Below are 15,064 nucleotides of genomic sequence, written 5' to 3'. Positions count from 1 at the left end.
TTTCAGCGCGGGCCGGTGAAGTCGCGATCCATGACGGTCTTGCGACCGGCAAAGCGGGCGTGATCGATGGCCTTGTCGCACATGTCGCGAAGGGCGTCGGAAAGCTTCTCCATCACCGCATCCGACGTATTCATTCCCGAGCGTGCGCGGATGTAGGCCTTCACCTTGGACGCCACCACCAGGATCTCGAGCTCGGCCTCCTGCTTGGCCGGCAGCGCCGGCTCCGGCTTCTTCTCGATGATCATTCGCCGCACCGGCGCGGGCGCGGGTGCATCGCGGCTGCTCGTGTCGTCGCGTGCCTCGGCAGCCTGGTCGCGCTCCCATTCGTCGCGCGTCGGCGAGCGCTTCTGATCGGCCCACGCATCTCGATGCCGCATCACCGGCACGTGCTGGTTCCAGCAATTGATGGAGCAGAAGGCCGGCGGGTGCTTGCCCGTGTTGCAGGTGGAAACGCTGCACTCGTAGAACAGCTTGTCGAAGCCGATGTCGCGCTTGCAGACGCCGCAGCGCTTCCAGTGGGCCGAGCTCTTGATCTCCATGATGCCACCTTAGCGGAGATGAAAATCGAACGAATACCGCACCACGAATGTCTCGTGCGGGTATTCGTCCGGCAGTGCCGGGAACGGATTGGCGCGGTCGACCATCTCGAGCGCGGCGTTGTCCAGCAGCCGCTCGCCGCTGGACTGCTCGATGGCCCGGGAGACGACGCGCCCGCGGCGGTCGATGCGGATCATCATCCGGCCCGACCCCTCCAGATGACGACGCTGCGCCAGCACGGGATACTGCTTGAAGCGCTGGATCCACGCCGAGAAGCGCTGCTCGTAGCTGGCGCGCGCCGATGGCGCCCACTGCGGCGCGGTCGCCGTGCCTCCGCGCACACCGCTCCCGCCTCCTCCGGCGATCGCGCCAGGCGGCAGCGGCGCGCCCGAAGGTGCGCCAGCCGATGGCGCGGACGACGCGGCCCCTGCCGGCGGCGGCACGGCGGTTGAGCCCGGAGCGGCCGGGCCGCTCGTTGGCGGCGCCGCGGGCTTTTTGAGCGGCAGCGGCCGTGCGTCGCCGGCGGGTCTGGACGCGGCTGGAGCCTTGGGAGACGCCACCTCGGATTTCGGCTTTCGGGCGGGCATCTTGACTGGCGCCGGCTTCGGCGCGGGCTCGCTCGTCTCGACGGGAACCTTCGGCGGCACCTCAACCGGCGGCGGCATTGGCTGCTGCTCTGCCGGCTCCGGCAACGCCTGCTCGATCGGCGCTGCCTGCGCCTGCGGCGCAGGCGCAGGCGGCGCGCCGTCGATGAGCATCGCGCCTTTCTTGCCCGGGCCGGCGATTTCGGTGCCGGCATCGAGGATCGCCACCTGGATCGGGACCGGCCGCGCGTCGAAAAGCGGCACCGGCTGCGATCGCATCATCGCCAGCAGAGCCATCACCAGACCGTGCAGCGCCAGCGAGAATGCCAGCGCTGCGGCCGCCGCCGTCTGCTCGCGTTGCATCGTCGTGCCGAGGTACGCCGTCAATCCGCGTCGCCGTTCAGACAAGCCTCGGCGGCGCCGAAAGCGATGAGGAGATAGCCGAGAAGCTCGGAGGCTTCCTCGACCAGATCCTTGACGGGCCGGTAGGCGTCGGCACCCACGACCGCCTGCCACAACACTTTCTGACCGAGGATCTGCGAGTAGATGACGACGACGAAGAAGCCGGTGGCGATCAGCGTGAAGCCAGGGCTGCGAGCGAACGTGATGAGCTCGCGCCCGAGCACCGACCGCTTGGCCACCAGCAGCCAAGCAGCGTAGGCGGCCGCAGGCAGGGCAAGGACCTTGTAGGCGTGGCGCCAGCCCAGCTCCAGCGTCAGGTTGTCGAGCTCGCGCGCTGCCGCCATCAATGCGAATGCTCCCATCACCCGCAGGATGCTGGCGATGTGCTCGCGCTCGCGCGCGAGCAGGAACAACAGCACGGCGGTGAGGACGATGGCCACCAGCTCGGCAAGCTCCAGAGGTCCGTCGTCACGAACCAGCCAGCGGATGTCGCCGCCGCTGCCGGCCATCACGAGCATCTGGAACGCGCCGGCGCCAAGCGCGGCGTACACCAGAAGACGGGCGACCAGCACCACTGCCGAGGAACGATCCACTGATGCGCTGCGTGCGCGCGCGGCCACCGGATGGCGCAGCGCGGCCTCTCGCATGCTATCAGGCTCGAACCGCATTGCACCCTTGCCGGCCGCGGCGAACAATGGTTCCTCCGGCGGCCGCCTGCCCAGGTCCTCGATGGCTTCGGACGAGAACATCGGAAATCCGCTTCACGTCGCGCTGCTCCAGCGCATGGTGTCCGCCCATACCGATCACGCCGACCCTCGTGCGGGGCGCATCCTGGAGGCGATGCTGGATGATGCCATCGGGCTGGTCGCCGACGGCACCGACGTCGCGGATCTGAAGCTCCTGGCGGCCGCGGTCTCGGAGCTTCGCCGCGCGATGGCGATCTTTCGGCCGTTTCCTCACGAGCGGAAGGTGACGGCGTTCGGCTCGGCGCGGACGCGGCGCGAAGAGCCGATCTACCAGATGGCAATCGAGTTCGGCCGGCAGATCGCGCAGGCGGGCTTCATGGTCATCACCGGCGGCGGGCCAGGCATCATGTCGGCCGTGGTCGAAGGCGCCGGTCCCGACCGCAGCTTCGGCGTCGGCATCCGGCTGCCGTTCGAGCAGCAGCCGGCCGAACCGCTGCGCGGCGACCCGAAGCTCCTGGAGTTCAAATACTTCTTCACGCGCAAGCTGTTCTTCCTCAAGGAGGCCTCGGCGGTGGTGCTGTTCCCCGGCGGCCTCGGCACGCATGACGAAGGCTTCGAGACGCTGACCCTGGTGCAGACCGGCAAGAGCCGGCCGGTTCCGATCGTGTGCCTGGATGTCCCCGGCAGCAGCTACTGGGTCGAGTGGGACCGGTACATACGGCGCGATCTGCTCGGACGCGGCCTGATCAGCGAGTACGATCTGAACCTCTACAGGCTTGCCGACAGCGTGGATGCAGCCGTCAGAGAGATCACCCGGTTCTACAGCGTCTACCACTCCACGCGCACGATCCGCGGCCGCACGATCATGAGGCTGCAGCACGACGTCGGCGACGAGGTGCTGGCCACGCTGTCGAGCGAGTTCGGCGACATTCTGGGCGGAAGGCCCATACGGCGCGTGCGCGCGATGAAGGAAGAAGCCGACGAGCCGCGCCACGCGTCGCTGCCCCGTCTGGCGCTCGACTTCGACAAGCACGGCTTCGGCCGCCTGCGCAAGCTCATCGATCGCCTCAACGAGCTCGGCGCGCGCGGCCTATGAAGCACTCTTTTCGCCTCCTGGGCGCCGCTCTGATTGCGGGCGCATCGGTCGTGGCCGGCGCCGGCGCCGCAGCCGCACCGGCGTGCGACGGAGACAATGCCGGGCTGACTCTTCCTTCCGGTTTCTGCGCGCTGGTCGTCGCGGATGCAGTCGGCAAGCCTCGTCACCTCGCGGTTTCTTCGGTGGGAGAGATCGTTGCAGCCGACGCAGACGGCGGAGTGCTGATCCTTCGAGATCGTGACGGGGACGGAAAGGCCGAGGAGCGCTCGCGCGTGCCGGGCGCCGGCGGGACGGGCATCGCGCTGCACGCGGACCACCTGTACTTCGCAAGCGACGATGCAGTGCTGCGCTGGCCGTGGAAACCGGGCCAGGATGCGCCAACCGGCGCCGGGGAGGTCGTGGTCGGAGGGCTCGTCAACCTGCGCCAGCACGCGGCCAAATCGATCGCGATCGCTGCCGAAGGACCGCACGCGGGCTCCCTCTTCGTCAACATCGGCGCGCCGTCCAACTCCTGCCAGGATCCCGACCGGGCGCCGGGCGTGCCTGGCCGTGACCCGTGTCCGCTGCTGGGCCGAAGCGGCGGCATCTGGCGATTCGATGCAATGCGAACCGGCCAGCGCCAGGATGACGGCGAGCGCTTCGCGACGGGCCTGCGCAACACCGTGGCGCTGACCGTGCAGCCGGGAACCGGCGAGCCGTGGGGCGTGACGCACGGGCGCGACAGCCTGAGCATGCTGTGGCCGACGCTCTACACGCCGCAGCAGAACGCGGAGAAGGTGGCCGAGGAGCTCGTGCACCTGCAGCGAGGCGACGATTTCGGATGGCCCTACTGCTTCCACGACCTGCAGCTGGGCAAGAAGATTCTCTCTCCGGAATACGGCGGCGACGGCAAGACCGTCGGCCGCTGCGCACAGAGGAAGGACGCCGCCGTGGCGCTGCCGGCGCACTGGGCACCGATCGAGATCGAGTTCTACACCGGCGAGCAGTTTCCCGAGAGGTATCGCGCCGGCGCCTTCGTCTCCTTCCACGGCTCGTGGGACCGCGCACCGCTTCCGCAGGCGGGCTACAACGTCGTCTACGTGCCGTTCGAAGGCGGAAAGCCGACCGGCGCGCACGAGGTTTTCGCCAGCGGCTTCGGCGTCAATCCCGCCGGGCCGCATCGGCCGACGGGCCTGGCAGTCGGACCGGACGGCTCGCTCTACGTCGCCGATGATCGCGGCGGGCGCATCTATCGGATCGTCCATCTCCAGCCGTGACGGCTAGAGGCGCGCGAGCAGCTCGGGCAGCTCTGCGAGAGAGGCGATGGACAGCTCGGCGCGCTCCGCCATCGGGCCGATGCCGATGAAGCGGATGCCCGCGCTGACGGCGGACTGCTGATCGCCGGGCTGATCGCCGATATAGACGGCGTCCTGCCCCCGCAGGCCGAAATGCTCCAGGCAGCGCTCGAGCATGTCCGGATGCGGCTTGGGGCGTGGCACGTCGAGGACGCCGACGGCCAGATCGAACAGGTCGGCGAGCTCGAAGAACGCAAGAACGCCCCTGGTGGTCATGCCGCGATTGGTGGCCATGGCAGTGCGGTAGCTGGTGCGCAGCTCGGTCAGAATCTCGCGCAGGCGGTGTCGGGGGCGCATCAGCGGATAGAACGGACCGTAGTCGAGCTGCCTCGCCGCGGACACGAGGCGCTGGAGCAGCTCGGGCCGATCGCCGTAGAACTTCTCGAACAGCTGGGCGGTGGCCAGCGCGTGGCATTCGGCTTCATCGGTTTGCGACAGCGGAGGCTCGCCGCACAGGCGCAGCACTTCCTGGTAGAAGGCGACGTTGGCGTGCTCGGAGTCGAAGAGCACGCCGTCGCAGTCGAAGATGACCAGCTGAAGAGGCATTGGGTTGCGTACCGCCGCCGGCGTCAGTCGATGGCGCTCAGCACCAGCTCCACTCGCTTCTTCCACGTTTCACGGCGCTCGGCCCGCTCGTCGGCGGAGATGCGCGGCTCGAACGCCCGCTCGGTCTCCCAGTGCGCCGCCTCCTCGCGCGGCCAGAACCCCACGCCGATGCCGGCCAGGCGCGCCGCGCCCAGCGCCGCTCCGTCGCTGACCAGCGAGCGCTCGACGCGCACGCCGAGCAGGTCGGCCTGGCACTGCAGCAGAAAATCGTTGCGGCTGGCGCCACCGTCGGCGCGCACGGTGTCGGCGGCGGGTACGCCTTCGTGCAGGCTGTCGGCGACGTCGGCCACGCGATGCGCGATGCCTTCGAGCATGGCGCGCACGATGTGGGCGCGCGTCGTGCCGCGAGAGAGGCCGCCGATCATCGCCTTGGCCTCGGCTCGCATGACCGGTGTGCCCAGGCCCTGGAATGCAGGGACGGCCCAGACGCCGGCCGAATCGGGCACGCTGAAGGCGAGGTCCGAGGTCTCCGAGGCGTTTGCTACCAGGCCCAGCCCGTCGCGCAGCCACTGGATGGCGGCGCCGGAGGTCACCACCTGCCCCTCCAGGCTGAAGAACGTGCGCGAGTCGTAGCACCATGCAACGACCGGATAGGTTCCGGGGCCGCCGAGCGCGACGGATTCGCCCGAGTTCACGGTGATCATGGCCGAGGTGCCGTAGGAGCACTTGGTCTGGCCGACCTCCACGCACGCCAGGCCGAACAGCGAGGCCTGCTGGTCGCCTGCCATGCCGGCCACCGGAACCGACGCGCCGAAGACGCCGTCCTTCGTGCGTCCGATCTCACCGCTCGAGTCCACCAGGCGCGGCAGCCAGCTTTCCTCGAGCCCGAGCGCCGCCAGCGGCGCGCGGTCCCAGACGTTGTGGAAGTACGAGTACATTCCGGTCGGGCTGGCGTTGCCGTGATCGCTGACGTTGATGTCGCCGCACAGGCACGCGACCAGAAAGCTGTTGGGCATGCCCAGGCGAAGGTGCCCGCGCGCGGCCGCCGAAGCCGCCTCGGGCACGTTGCGCAGGATCCATTCCGCCTTGGAGGCGGCCATCATCGGCGTGATGAAGAAGCCGAGCGCCTGCAGCTCGGCGCAGCGCTCGCCGGTGCGCGTGTCCTGCCAGACCAGCAACGGGCTGAGCGGGCGCCCGGACGGGCCGTCCCAGGCGACGACCGAGGAGCGCTGATTGGTGATGCCGATGGCTGCGATGTCGGTTGGAACCGCCCGCGCCCTGGTCATGGCCTCGCCCATCACCGTGCGCGTCGATTCCCACAGCTCCAAAGGATCCTGCTCCACCCACTGCGGGCGCGGATAGTGTGCGCGCAGCTCGCGGTAGGACGATGCGACCGAATGACCCGCCCGGTCGAAGACGACCGCGCGCACTCCGGTCGTCCCGGCGTCGATCGCCATGACGAAGTGCGACATCTCCCGCCTCTACGCGTCCACCAGCACTCCCGGGTTGAGGATGCCGTTGGGGTCGAAGGTTCTCTTCAACGCGCGCAGCAGCTCGACGCCCTCGCCCAGCTCGCGCGTCATGTACGGCTTGCGCACGCGGCCGATGCCGTGGTGATGGGCGATGGTCCCGCCAAGCTCGATGGTCGTCTCGATGGTGGTCTTCCACGCCTCGTCGTACGTGCGCACGGCGGCCGCGAGGTCGCTCTGGGCGGCCACGAACGTGAAGTAGATGTTCGCGCCCTGCGTGTAGCAGTGCGAGACGTGGCCGGACATCGCAAAGACGCTCTCGATGCGGGCGCCGCGCGCGGTCACGGCCTCGAACAGGTCGCCGATGCGGTTCCAGTCGATCGCCACTTCGATGGTGTCGGCGACGAGGCCCTGATCGAGCAGGCGCTCGAACGTCGGCACCTTGTTGCGATGCTCGAGCCAGCTCAGCACCGGCTCCTCGCCCTGATCGCTGCCGCCCTCGCCGGCCACGATGGCGGCGATGGCCGCCGCCTCGGCGTCGACTCGCGATGCGGCGCCTTCGCTCATGATCAGCAGCACCGGCTTGCCGCCGGCGACGCCGGCGAAATTGCGGCCGGCTTCGATCTCGTCGTAGAGGCGGGTGACGGCCGGCGTCCATCCCGAACGCATCACCTTGCGCAGCGCCTCCAGGCCGGCGCGCACGCTCGGCAGGACAAAAGCGCTTCCGCGCTTCTTCTCGGGAGCGGCATGGATGCGGAAGGTCAACTCGGTGAAGACTCCCAAAGTGCCCTCGCTGCCGAGGAACAGGTGCTTCAGATCCGGCCCGGTGGCCGACCGCGGCACCGGCGGCAGGCGCAGCAGCTTGCCGCCGGCCAGCGCCACCTCCGCTCCGAGCAGCATCTGCTCGATGTTGCCGTACAACGTCGACAGCTGGCCCGATGCCCGCGTCGCGCACCACCCACCGACCGACGAGATCGCGATCGACTGCGGCCAGTGCCCCATCGTGAAGCCGCGCGCAGCCAGCGCATCTTCGTAGTCCGAGCCGCGCATGCCCGGCTGCACGGTCGCGGTCAGCGTGTTCTCGTCGACGGCCAGCAGGCGATCCATGCGCGACAGGTCGAGGATGATCTCGTTGCCCTGCGCGAGCACACCGCCGCACACGCCCGAGCCGAGGCCGTAGGGCGTCACCGGCGTGCGCGTGCGATCGGCGAACGCCAGCACGTCGGCTACCTGAGCCGCGCTGGCCGGCCGCACGAGCGCGGCCGCGCGCGGTGCGCCGTGCAGCCGCGACTCGAGCAGCGAGCGCATCCAGTAGTCACGGCTGCGCGCCTCGATGGCCGAAGGATCCTCGACCACCTCCAGGCCGGCCACATCACGCCGGAGCGCGGCGGCCAGCTCTTGCGAATTGCTCATGCGTTCCCCTCTGCCGTGCAAGCGGCGCTACGGCGCGCCGCGCACGGTGCGCAGCTCGCTGCTCCACAATCCCGTCGCCCGCTCCACTTCCTGGCGCGTGCGCGCATCGTCCCATCCAAGAAGGCTGGCAAGCACCCTGGCCGCGCGCGGCGCGACGTCGATGGCGGCAGCCGTGTCGAACATCGCCAGACGCGAGCGGCGGCGCAGCAGGTCGTCGAGCGAGACGACCATCTCGCGCCGCACGGCATGCTCGATCTCGGCGAGAGTCAGCTCGCAGCGATCCCCGAGACATTCTGCGCGCGCCGGTGAGGCGGCGATGGCTTCGACGATGTCACGCGCTGCGGCGCCGTAAGTCTCCCACAGCCGCGCCTGAAGGCGGCCGTCGGCGAGACCGGGCGCGCCGTCCCGCGCGGCGCGCTGCTCGGCTTCCCCGCCTCCGGCCAGCGGCACCCTGGCCGAGTCGACCTTGGGATCGAGCGTGCGACCGAGCAGGCGCAGCAGCTCCATGCACACGCGCTCGGACATGCGGCGATAGGTCGTCAGCTTGCCGCCGGCGATGGCGACCACGGGGCCGGGGCCGATCATGATCTCGTCGCGGCGGGAAATCTCCGAAGGCGACTTGCCTTCCTGTGCCAGCAGCGGCCGCACGCCCGACCAGCAGCCGACGATGTCGGATCGGGCAGGCGCCTGCTCGAACGTCGCCGCCACCGACTGCAACAGATAGTCCGTGTCCTGCTCGGACACGCCCGGTTCTTCGGGATCCCCTTTGTAATGGGTGTCGGTCGTGCCGATGTAAACGGTGTTCCCGCGTGGCACCACGAAGGTTGAGCGACCATCTGGCGATTTCAGCACGACGCTGTGCCGCGCCGGCAGGTGCTCGGAACGCACGACGAGATGTATGCCACGCGTCAGCTGCAGCAAACTGCCCGCGCCCGCTCCGGACAGCCCCCGTACCCTGTCGAACCAGGGGCCGGCAGCGTTGACGACCGAGCGCGTGCGCACCACCAGCGCCTGGCCCGAAACCTCATCGCGGACGCCCAGCCGAAGGCCGCAAGGGTCGGTGTCGATGGACACAACCTCGGCGTAGCTCGCCGCCAACGCTCCGTGATCGGCCGCGGACTGGACGGTTTCCAGCACGAGGCGCGCATCGTCGGTCATGTATTCCTGGAACGTGACGGCGCCGGCGAGCGGCGATTTCTTGAGGCCCGGCTCGGCGGCAAGCGCCTCGTCGCGATCGAGAACGCCGTACTTCTCGCCCGCCTGATCGCCCGCGAGCTTCTCGAAGCTCCACAGGCCGGCCTGCATCTTCATGCGTCCGGCGCGTGAGGCGGTAGGAATGAACATCGTGGTGGGACGCGCCAGGTGTGGCGCAAGCCGGCGAAGAACCGCACGTTCTCGCGCTGCCTCGCGCACCAGCGCAATGTCGCCCTGGGCCAGATATCGCAGGCCCCCATGGATCAGCTTCGAAGACCGGCTGCTGGTGCCGCTGGCGAAGTCGCCCTTGTCGAGGACCACGGTGGCGAGGCCACGCAGCGCCGCTTCGCGCGCCACGCCGGCACCGGTGATGCCGCAGCCGATGATGACCACGTCGGCGACGCCCTCGGCGGCGCGTTCCAGGTTGCGGCGACGGATCTCGAGATCGAAGGCGGCCGTGGGCATCGAGCCCGCCTAGACGCGTGCCTGGGCCGAGTCAATCATGACGCCTCGCAGCAATGGTCAAACACTGACATTTTCCTTGACAGCCTCGAAGACGTTTCAGTAAGTAGGCGGGCCTGCTCACCTTCTGGGTGAGTGCTGTTCGGATGCCTTCGACGCTGCGTAGCAAGCCGTCTACGGACGGTCTCCTTCGGATTTCGGACCTCGCCAGAGAGACGGCGGTCTCGACGGCGACGATCAAGTTCTACATCCGTGAGGGGCTGCTCCCTCCGCCCACGCTCAAGACCGGCCGCAACATGGCCTACTACGACCGGTCCTTCGTCACGCGCATCCGCTTCATCAAGGAGCTTCAGCAGAAGCGCTTCCTCCCCCTCGACGTCATCAAGGCCATCCTCGACCAGAACGATGCCATCATCAGCCCGAGCGAAGTCGATACGCTGCTCGGCCTGGAAGGCACGTTCTACGAGGCCATCCATTTCACGCCGGGGCAGCTGCCGATCACGGTGGAACAGGCCCTGGAGCGTTACGGCATCCAGCGCGAGGACTTCGATTTCGCGGTCCGGTTGGGCGCGCTCGAGCCGGTGGAGCGAGGGGGAACGCTGTACATCGAGGGCGACGACGTCCTGATGGTGGAGACGATGTCCGAGCTGGAGAGAGCCGGACTGCGCGAGGAACTGATCCCGCACCACGTCTCGCTCCCCATCTACGTCGATGCCATCGAAAGGCTCGCGCGCGAAGAGCTCAAGATGTTCACGCGCGGGGTGACGGGGAAGGTGGAGGAGGGAACGGTGGCGACCATGGCGCTTGCGGGCGTCAAGCTGGTCGAGCGCTTCATCGTCCTGCTTCGGAGGAAGCTCCTGCTGCGGCTGATCCAGGAGCTGCGGCAGGAGAAGGAAGAAGGACAGAAAGCGAAGGCTGCCGGTTAGCGGGGGAGGCTCGGGGTAAGACGGTAAGATTGGGGTTCGTGGGGTTCGTTCTGACCACGGTTCGCTGCTGGGGCGCGGCGACCGCGGTTCGCGGGGAGAAAAAGGAGCATGAGCGTACAAGCAGCGGGGACTCAGCCAGTACAGGAACAGAAAAAATCCAAAACGGTATGCGTCGAAGATCCGGCACTGACGATGGTGGAGCCGGACACGATGACGCCGCTTCAATTCTACGATCGCATCTTCGCCGAAGCCTGTCTGGTTCCGGAGAAGCGGCTGATGCTGGCCGTATTGGAGGATGCGATCGCGTCTTTCCAGCGCGCATTCATCCAGCCGCGCATGATGACCGACGAGCTCGAGGACAACGACGTCGAAGCCTGGCTCGAATCCGACGACATGAGCTGGCCATTCTCGTTCGCCAGCATCTGTCAGGCACTCGACATGGAACCGGAGTATCTGCGCACGGGATTGCGCGACTGGCGCGCGCGCGCGCAGCAGTGCGGAATGACCGGTCAGGTCTACCGCTTCCCGTTCCGGCGCGTGAACGGGCGGCGGCACAGCATCAACGCCAAGCGTGAGCGCCGCAGGATTCGCAAGGCGAGCTGAGGGCGCCTAGCAGCGGAGCAGATCAGGAAGGGGCGCGGCCCGTGGCTGCGCCCCTTCGTTTTTTCCGCCGGCGAGCGTACCGGGCAGCCGTCGGTGCTGACCGTGTCACCGGACGTGTCGGCGCTGAATCAGCGCTGCGGCGGATCAGCGAGGGCTGGATCGCGGGCCTCCCGAATCAGAGGCTTTCCCTGTCGTCATCGCCTGGCCCGGTCATCGACGGGTGAGCCTGGATGGATGCGGCAGCTCTGGCCAGGGCCGACGGCTTCCTGATGACCAGCACGCCGCGTCCGACCGTGACGATGCCTTGACGCTGCCACGTCGCCAGGATCTTGTTCAAGGACTCGCGCGAAGCTCCGATGCTGGATGCCAGCTCCCGCTGACTGAGCCCGTGATGCAGGCGCTCGCCGGGCGTGATCGACGCGGGCTCCAGCCGGCAGATGTCGAGCAGGCGCCGGTAGAGACGGCCGCCGATGTCGAGGAAGACGGCGTCCGCGGCGAGTTGGCGCATGCGCTGCAGGCGCCGGCATACGAGCTCGAGCCAGCGAACGGCGACTTCGGGATTTCGCGCGAGCAGCTCGGGCAGATCGCCCGCCGGCAGGACGAGCATCTCGCCATCCGTGAGCGCGACGGCCTGGCAGGATCCGGATGCACCGCCGAAAATCTCGGCTTCGCCAAACAGCTCGCCCGGATGAAGGATCTCCAGCAGCAGATCGGCACGTCCGCTGGGGCATGTCATCGTCCATTTCGCGGTGCCCGCGACGAGCGCGTGCACGGCAGCCGGCTCGTTGCCGTCATCGGTCAGGAATTGTCCTCGCGTGAACCGCCGACAGCGTGCGCGCGTGGCGAGGTGCGCAAGGGTGTCTTCGGAAAGCCCTTCGAAGACCTGCATCGAAGCGAGCGCCTTGAGCCGGTTGGCAACCGCCACGCCGTGGCCCGCCGATGTGGACGCGAGTGAGGTCGGATCGTTGCTCCTCGGTTTCATGTTGCTCCCCAAGCTCAGCGGTCGTTGGATCGCCGCTGACCGGAGCAGACTTCTGCAACGACCGGACCACCAGGGTTGCGCGCGCCGGGCCGCCGGCGTCGCGAGCGGATCCGCGCGAAATGCAGCGGATTTCACTCGAGGAGGCGCAAAGGCACGAACTGGCGGGAAAAGTGACGGTGACCACTATCGCGGACACCGAAGAGTCGGCCGTGTCCTGCGCAGAGGACACTGCGGCACGCGACAGAGTCGAGAGATGCTGTGAGCGCGGTCAGCCGCCGAGGCCTGCGCGCAGCTTTGCCGCAGCCTTGGCCGCGCGCGCCTCGGCGAGAATCTCGGCCATCTGATGGCCGCGGCGGCTTTGAGGCCGGGTGCGAAGGTGGCGCTCGATGGCGGCCTGCGCCAGGTCGATGCGTCCGAGGTCGAGGTCCATGCGCGCGTTCTCCAGCAGCATGTCGGCGATCGCTTGCTCGTACTCCTCCTGCCCCACGATCGTCCGGCGCTGCGCATTCGCGCTGCAAAGCTCAGCCGCCTGCAGCTGGCAACGCGTCAGCCGCTCGTGCGCGGCTGGATGGTTTCCGCGCTGGTGGTCGCGGGTGATTCCCGCCTCGATCTCGTCGGCCAGCAGCATTTCGAAGAATCTCGGCGCTTCCGACGGCTCGTAGCCGGCGGCCGCCATGCGCCGCAGACCGGCTTCATCGGCTTCGCGCTCGAGCTGGCGTTCGAAGCGGCGGATGGCCGCGTCGACATCCCTCCGCTCGCTGCCTTCGTCGCCGGCCACCGCGCTGGCGGCCATCGTCGGATTGCTGCGCAGATGCATCTCGCGCACCGCGTGACGACCGAGGAAGTGCTCGAGCTCGTGGCCGAGCAGCGTCGCCAGCTGCGCTTCGTTGCCCAGCCTGGCAAGGATACCGGTGTGGACGTGAAGCACTCCGTTGGCGAGGGCGGAGGCGCCGAGCACGGGATTGCGAATGACACGCACGCGCACGCGATCGACCCTCTCGCCCGACGCGGCCAGCAGGCGCGCGACGACTCGCTGCAGATAGGCGTCCAGCCGCGAGTCCGCCAGGACCAGGTCGTCCTGCACGACCTTCTCGTCGATCGACTGCGCGACGAGCTGCAGCTCGGCCTCGCTCAACACCGCAGCGACGTCCTCGGCTGGTCGCGCCGACATCGAGCACGCCGACGCCGACAGCACCGACGCCACCATGGCCGCCCACGGCAGCCGCGACGATAGCTTCCATCCTCGCAGAGCGGGCGCCACGCCTGCTGCGTGCGCCGCGATGGTCTCGAACCGCAAAGGAAACTCCCCGACCAAGAATCGTCTTTCTGGCCTGGCTTCCGTCGCCCCTCAGCGGCGACGGCCCCACCAGACCGAAAGCGCACCGGATGATACGACCGAACCATGCGACCGTCGAGAGCTGCCGCGGGTAGAAAAGGCGCGACATTCGCGCACGGCGCGCGGCGGACCAGGAACGCCACACCCTGCCGGGCGCAGGCTGTCTCAAGGCGAGAAAACGGCCGGCGCTAGCGGTCCTTGGGCATGCCGAGAACGCGTTGCGCGATGATGCCCCGCTGGATCTCGGAAGTACCGGCCGCGATCGTCCGCCCGCGCGAGTACAGCATGAGATGCGGCCAGCGGCCTTGCGCGGGAGCGAGCGGATCCTCCGGTGCAAGATTGCCGTACGGGCCGAGCATCGCCACGCAATTCCACAGCATGCGCTGGAACATCTCGCTCCAGAACAGCTTCTCGATCGATCCTTCCGGTCCGGGATGCCCGCCGCGAAGCTGGCGAGTCAGGTTGCGCAAGGCGGTCAGACGGATCGCCTCGCTGTCGATGTAGGCCTGCGCGATCCTCTGGCGCACGATGGGATCGTCGGCCGGGCGCGAGCCGGTTTCGTCCCAGGTCCTGGCAAAGTCGAGCAGATCCTGCAGGGCAACGCGCGACTGGAGCTGCCGCTGGAACGTCAGCGTTGCGCGCTCGTGCATCAGCAACGCGACAGCCATGTCCCAGCCTGCCCCTTCCTTTCCGATGATGTTGGCGCGCGGAACACGCACGTCCTCGAGATAGACCTCGTTGAACTCGCTGTCGCCGTTCATCTGCTTGAGCGGCCGCACCTCGATGCCGGGGCTGTGCATGTCGACGATGAACATGGTGATGCCCTTGTGCTTGGGCACGTCGGGGTTCGTACGCGCCAGCAGGATGCAGAAGTCGGCGTACTGGGCGTAGCTGGTCCAGACCTTCTGGCCGCTGATGAGATAATCGTCGCCTTCCATGACGGCTCGCGTGGACAGCGACGCCAGATCCGAGCCTGCGCCGGGCTCGCTGTAGCCCTGGCACCAGATCTCGTCGGCGGTCAGGATCGGCTTCAGATATCGGCTCTTCTGCTCCTCGGTGCCGTAGGCGATGATCACCGGGCCGACCATCGTCAGAGCCAGCAGATTGATGAGCTGTGGCGACCCGGCGCGGGCGAGCTCCTCCTGAAAGATGATCTGCTCGAGAAGGCTGGCGCTGCGCCCGCCGTACTCCCGCGGCCAGTGGATGCCGCACCAGCCGCCTTCGTACAGCGTCTTCTGCCACCGGCGCCCGTCGGCAACGGCCTGATCCAGGCTCTTGTGCTCCCGCGTGGCGAAGGAGCCTTCCGCCTTCTTGTGCTCCAGCCAGGCGCGGAGCTCGCTGCGGAAGCGTTCCTGCTCGGCAGTGTAGGCGAAATCCATCGCTTCTCCTCGCGTCGGCGCTGCCGCATGGCCGCTGCGGCGCGCCCGGCTTCTACCACCGCAGCCACCGGGCCGCGAGCCGGCGGGTCCGTCCGCGCCGCGGAGGGCCCGGCCG

14 protein-coding genes are annotated in these 15,064 nt (G+C 68.3%); 4 read left to right on the top strand and 10 right to left on the bottom strand.

The genetic code is table 11. From position 1 onward, the window contains the following. Window positions 1–2: 2 nt before the first annotated feature. From VEC57_04570 to VEC57_04560, 3 genes are read right to left on the bottom strand one after another with little or no spacing between them, the layout of a single operon-like run. Window positions 3–539 (bottom strand): hypothetical protein, encoded by a 537-nt coding sequence (locus VEC57_04570; protein HYB98389.1) that lies wholly within the window; start codon window positions 537–539, stop codon window positions 3–5. A gap of 9 nt (window positions 540–548) precedes the next feature. After that, complete coding sequence (locus VEC57_04565; GenBank protein ID HYB98388.1) at window positions 549–1,484, bottom strand: TonB family protein; 936 nt, start codon at window positions 1,482–1,484, stop codon at window positions 549–551. Between the two features lie 20 nt (window positions 1,485–1,504). After that, complete coding sequence (locus VEC57_04560) at window positions 1,505–2,272, bottom strand: hypothetical protein (GenBank protein HYB98387.1); 768 nt, start codon at window positions 2,270–2,272, stop codon at window positions 1,505–1,507. Between VEC57_04560 and VEC57_04555 the strand changes: the two genes are divergently transcribed. After that, entirely contained in the window at window positions 2,253–3,305 is a 1,053-nt protein-coding gene (locus VEC57_04555; GenBank protein ID HYB98386.1) for an LOG family protein, read from the top strand. The genes VEC57_04560 and VEC57_04555 overlap by 20 nt on opposite strands. Further along, the gene (locus tag VEC57_04550) at window positions 3,302–4,561 is read left to right on the top strand and encodes a hypothetical protein (GenBank protein HYB98385.1); all 1,260 of its coding nucleotides are present in this window, start codon (window positions 3,302–3,304) and stop codon (window positions 4,559–4,561) included. Before VEC57_04555 ends, VEC57_04550 begins: the two co-directional genes overlap by 4 nt. Window positions 4,562–4,564: 3 nt before the next feature. On the opposite strand, the gene VEC57_04545 is transcribed toward VEC57_04550, so the two are convergent. From VEC57_04545 to VEC57_04530, 4 genes are read right to left on the bottom strand one after another with little or no spacing between them, the layout of a single operon-like run. Then, complete coding sequence (locus VEC57_04545) at window positions 4,565–5,185, bottom strand: HAD family hydrolase (GenBank protein ID HYB98384.1); 621 nt, start codon at window positions 5,183–5,185, stop codon at window positions 4,565–4,567. A 23-nt stretch (window positions 5,186–5,208) separates the two neighbouring features. Next, window positions 5,209–6,657, bottom strand: a complete 1,449-nt coding sequence (locus VEC57_04540; GenBank protein HYB98383.1) for an FGGY family carbohydrate kinase — start codon at window positions 6,655–6,657, stop codon at window positions 5,209–5,211. 9 nt (window positions 6,658–6,666) lie between these two features. Further along, a complete protein-coding gene (locus VEC57_04535) occupies window positions 6,667–8,067 on the bottom strand; it encodes an FAD-binding oxidoreductase (GenBank protein HYB98382.1) in 1,401 nt (466 codons plus the stop codon). 27 nt (window positions 8,068–8,094) lie between these two features. Then, window positions 8,095–9,726 (bottom strand): glycerol-3-phosphate dehydrogenase/oxidase, encoded by a 1,632-nt coding sequence (locus VEC57_04530; GenBank protein ID HYB98381.1) that lies wholly within the window; start codon window positions 9,724–9,726, stop codon window positions 8,095–8,097. 143 nt (window positions 9,727–9,869) lie between these two features. Between VEC57_04530 and VEC57_04525 the strand changes: the two genes are divergently transcribed. Both VEC57_04525 and VEC57_04520 read left to right on the top strand, forming a co-directional pair. Continuing rightward, entirely contained in the window at window positions 9,870–10,649 is a 780-nt protein-coding gene (locus VEC57_04525; protein ID HYB98380.1) for a MerR family transcriptional regulator, read from the top strand. A gap of 210 nt (window positions 10,650–10,859) precedes the next feature. Beyond that, the gene (locus tag VEC57_04520) at window positions 10,860–11,252 is read left to right on the top strand and encodes a hypothetical protein (protein HYB98379.1); all 393 of its coding nucleotides are present in this window, start codon (window positions 10,860–10,862) and stop codon (window positions 11,250–11,252) included. 175 nt (window positions 11,253–11,427) lie between these two features. Here the strand turns inward: VEC57_04520 and VEC57_04515 are convergent, their stop codons facing one another. The 3 genes from VEC57_04515 to VEC57_04505 all read right to left on the bottom strand — a co-directional run bounded on the left by VEC57_04515 (window position 11,428) and on the right by VEC57_04505 (window position 14,949). Further along, window positions 11,428–12,234, bottom strand: coding sequence for a Crp/Fnr family transcriptional regulator (locus VEC57_04515; GenBank protein HYB98378.1), 807 nt, complete (start codon window positions 12,232–12,234; stop codon window positions 11,428–11,430). A gap of 268 nt (window positions 12,235–12,502) precedes the next feature. After that, a complete protein-coding gene (locus VEC57_04510) occupies window positions 12,503–13,531 on the bottom strand; it encodes a M48 family metallopeptidase (protein HYB98377.1) in 1,029 nt (342 codons plus the stop codon). Window positions 13,532–13,758: 227 nt separating this feature from the next. Continuing rightward, window positions 13,759–14,949, bottom strand: coding sequence for an acyl-CoA dehydrogenase family protein (locus tag VEC57_04505; protein ID HYB98376.1), 1,191 nt, complete (start codon window positions 14,947–14,949; stop codon window positions 13,759–13,761). Window positions 14,950–15,064: the final 115 nt, after the last annotated feature.

Source organism: Candidatus Limnocylindrales bacterium, assembly GCA_035626395.1.
GTDB lineage: Bacteria > Desulfobacterota > Binatia > UBA1149 > CAITLU01 > DASPNH01.
Note: the sequence above shows the minus strand (reverse complement) of the source record. Positions and strands in the feature narration are given on the sequence as shown.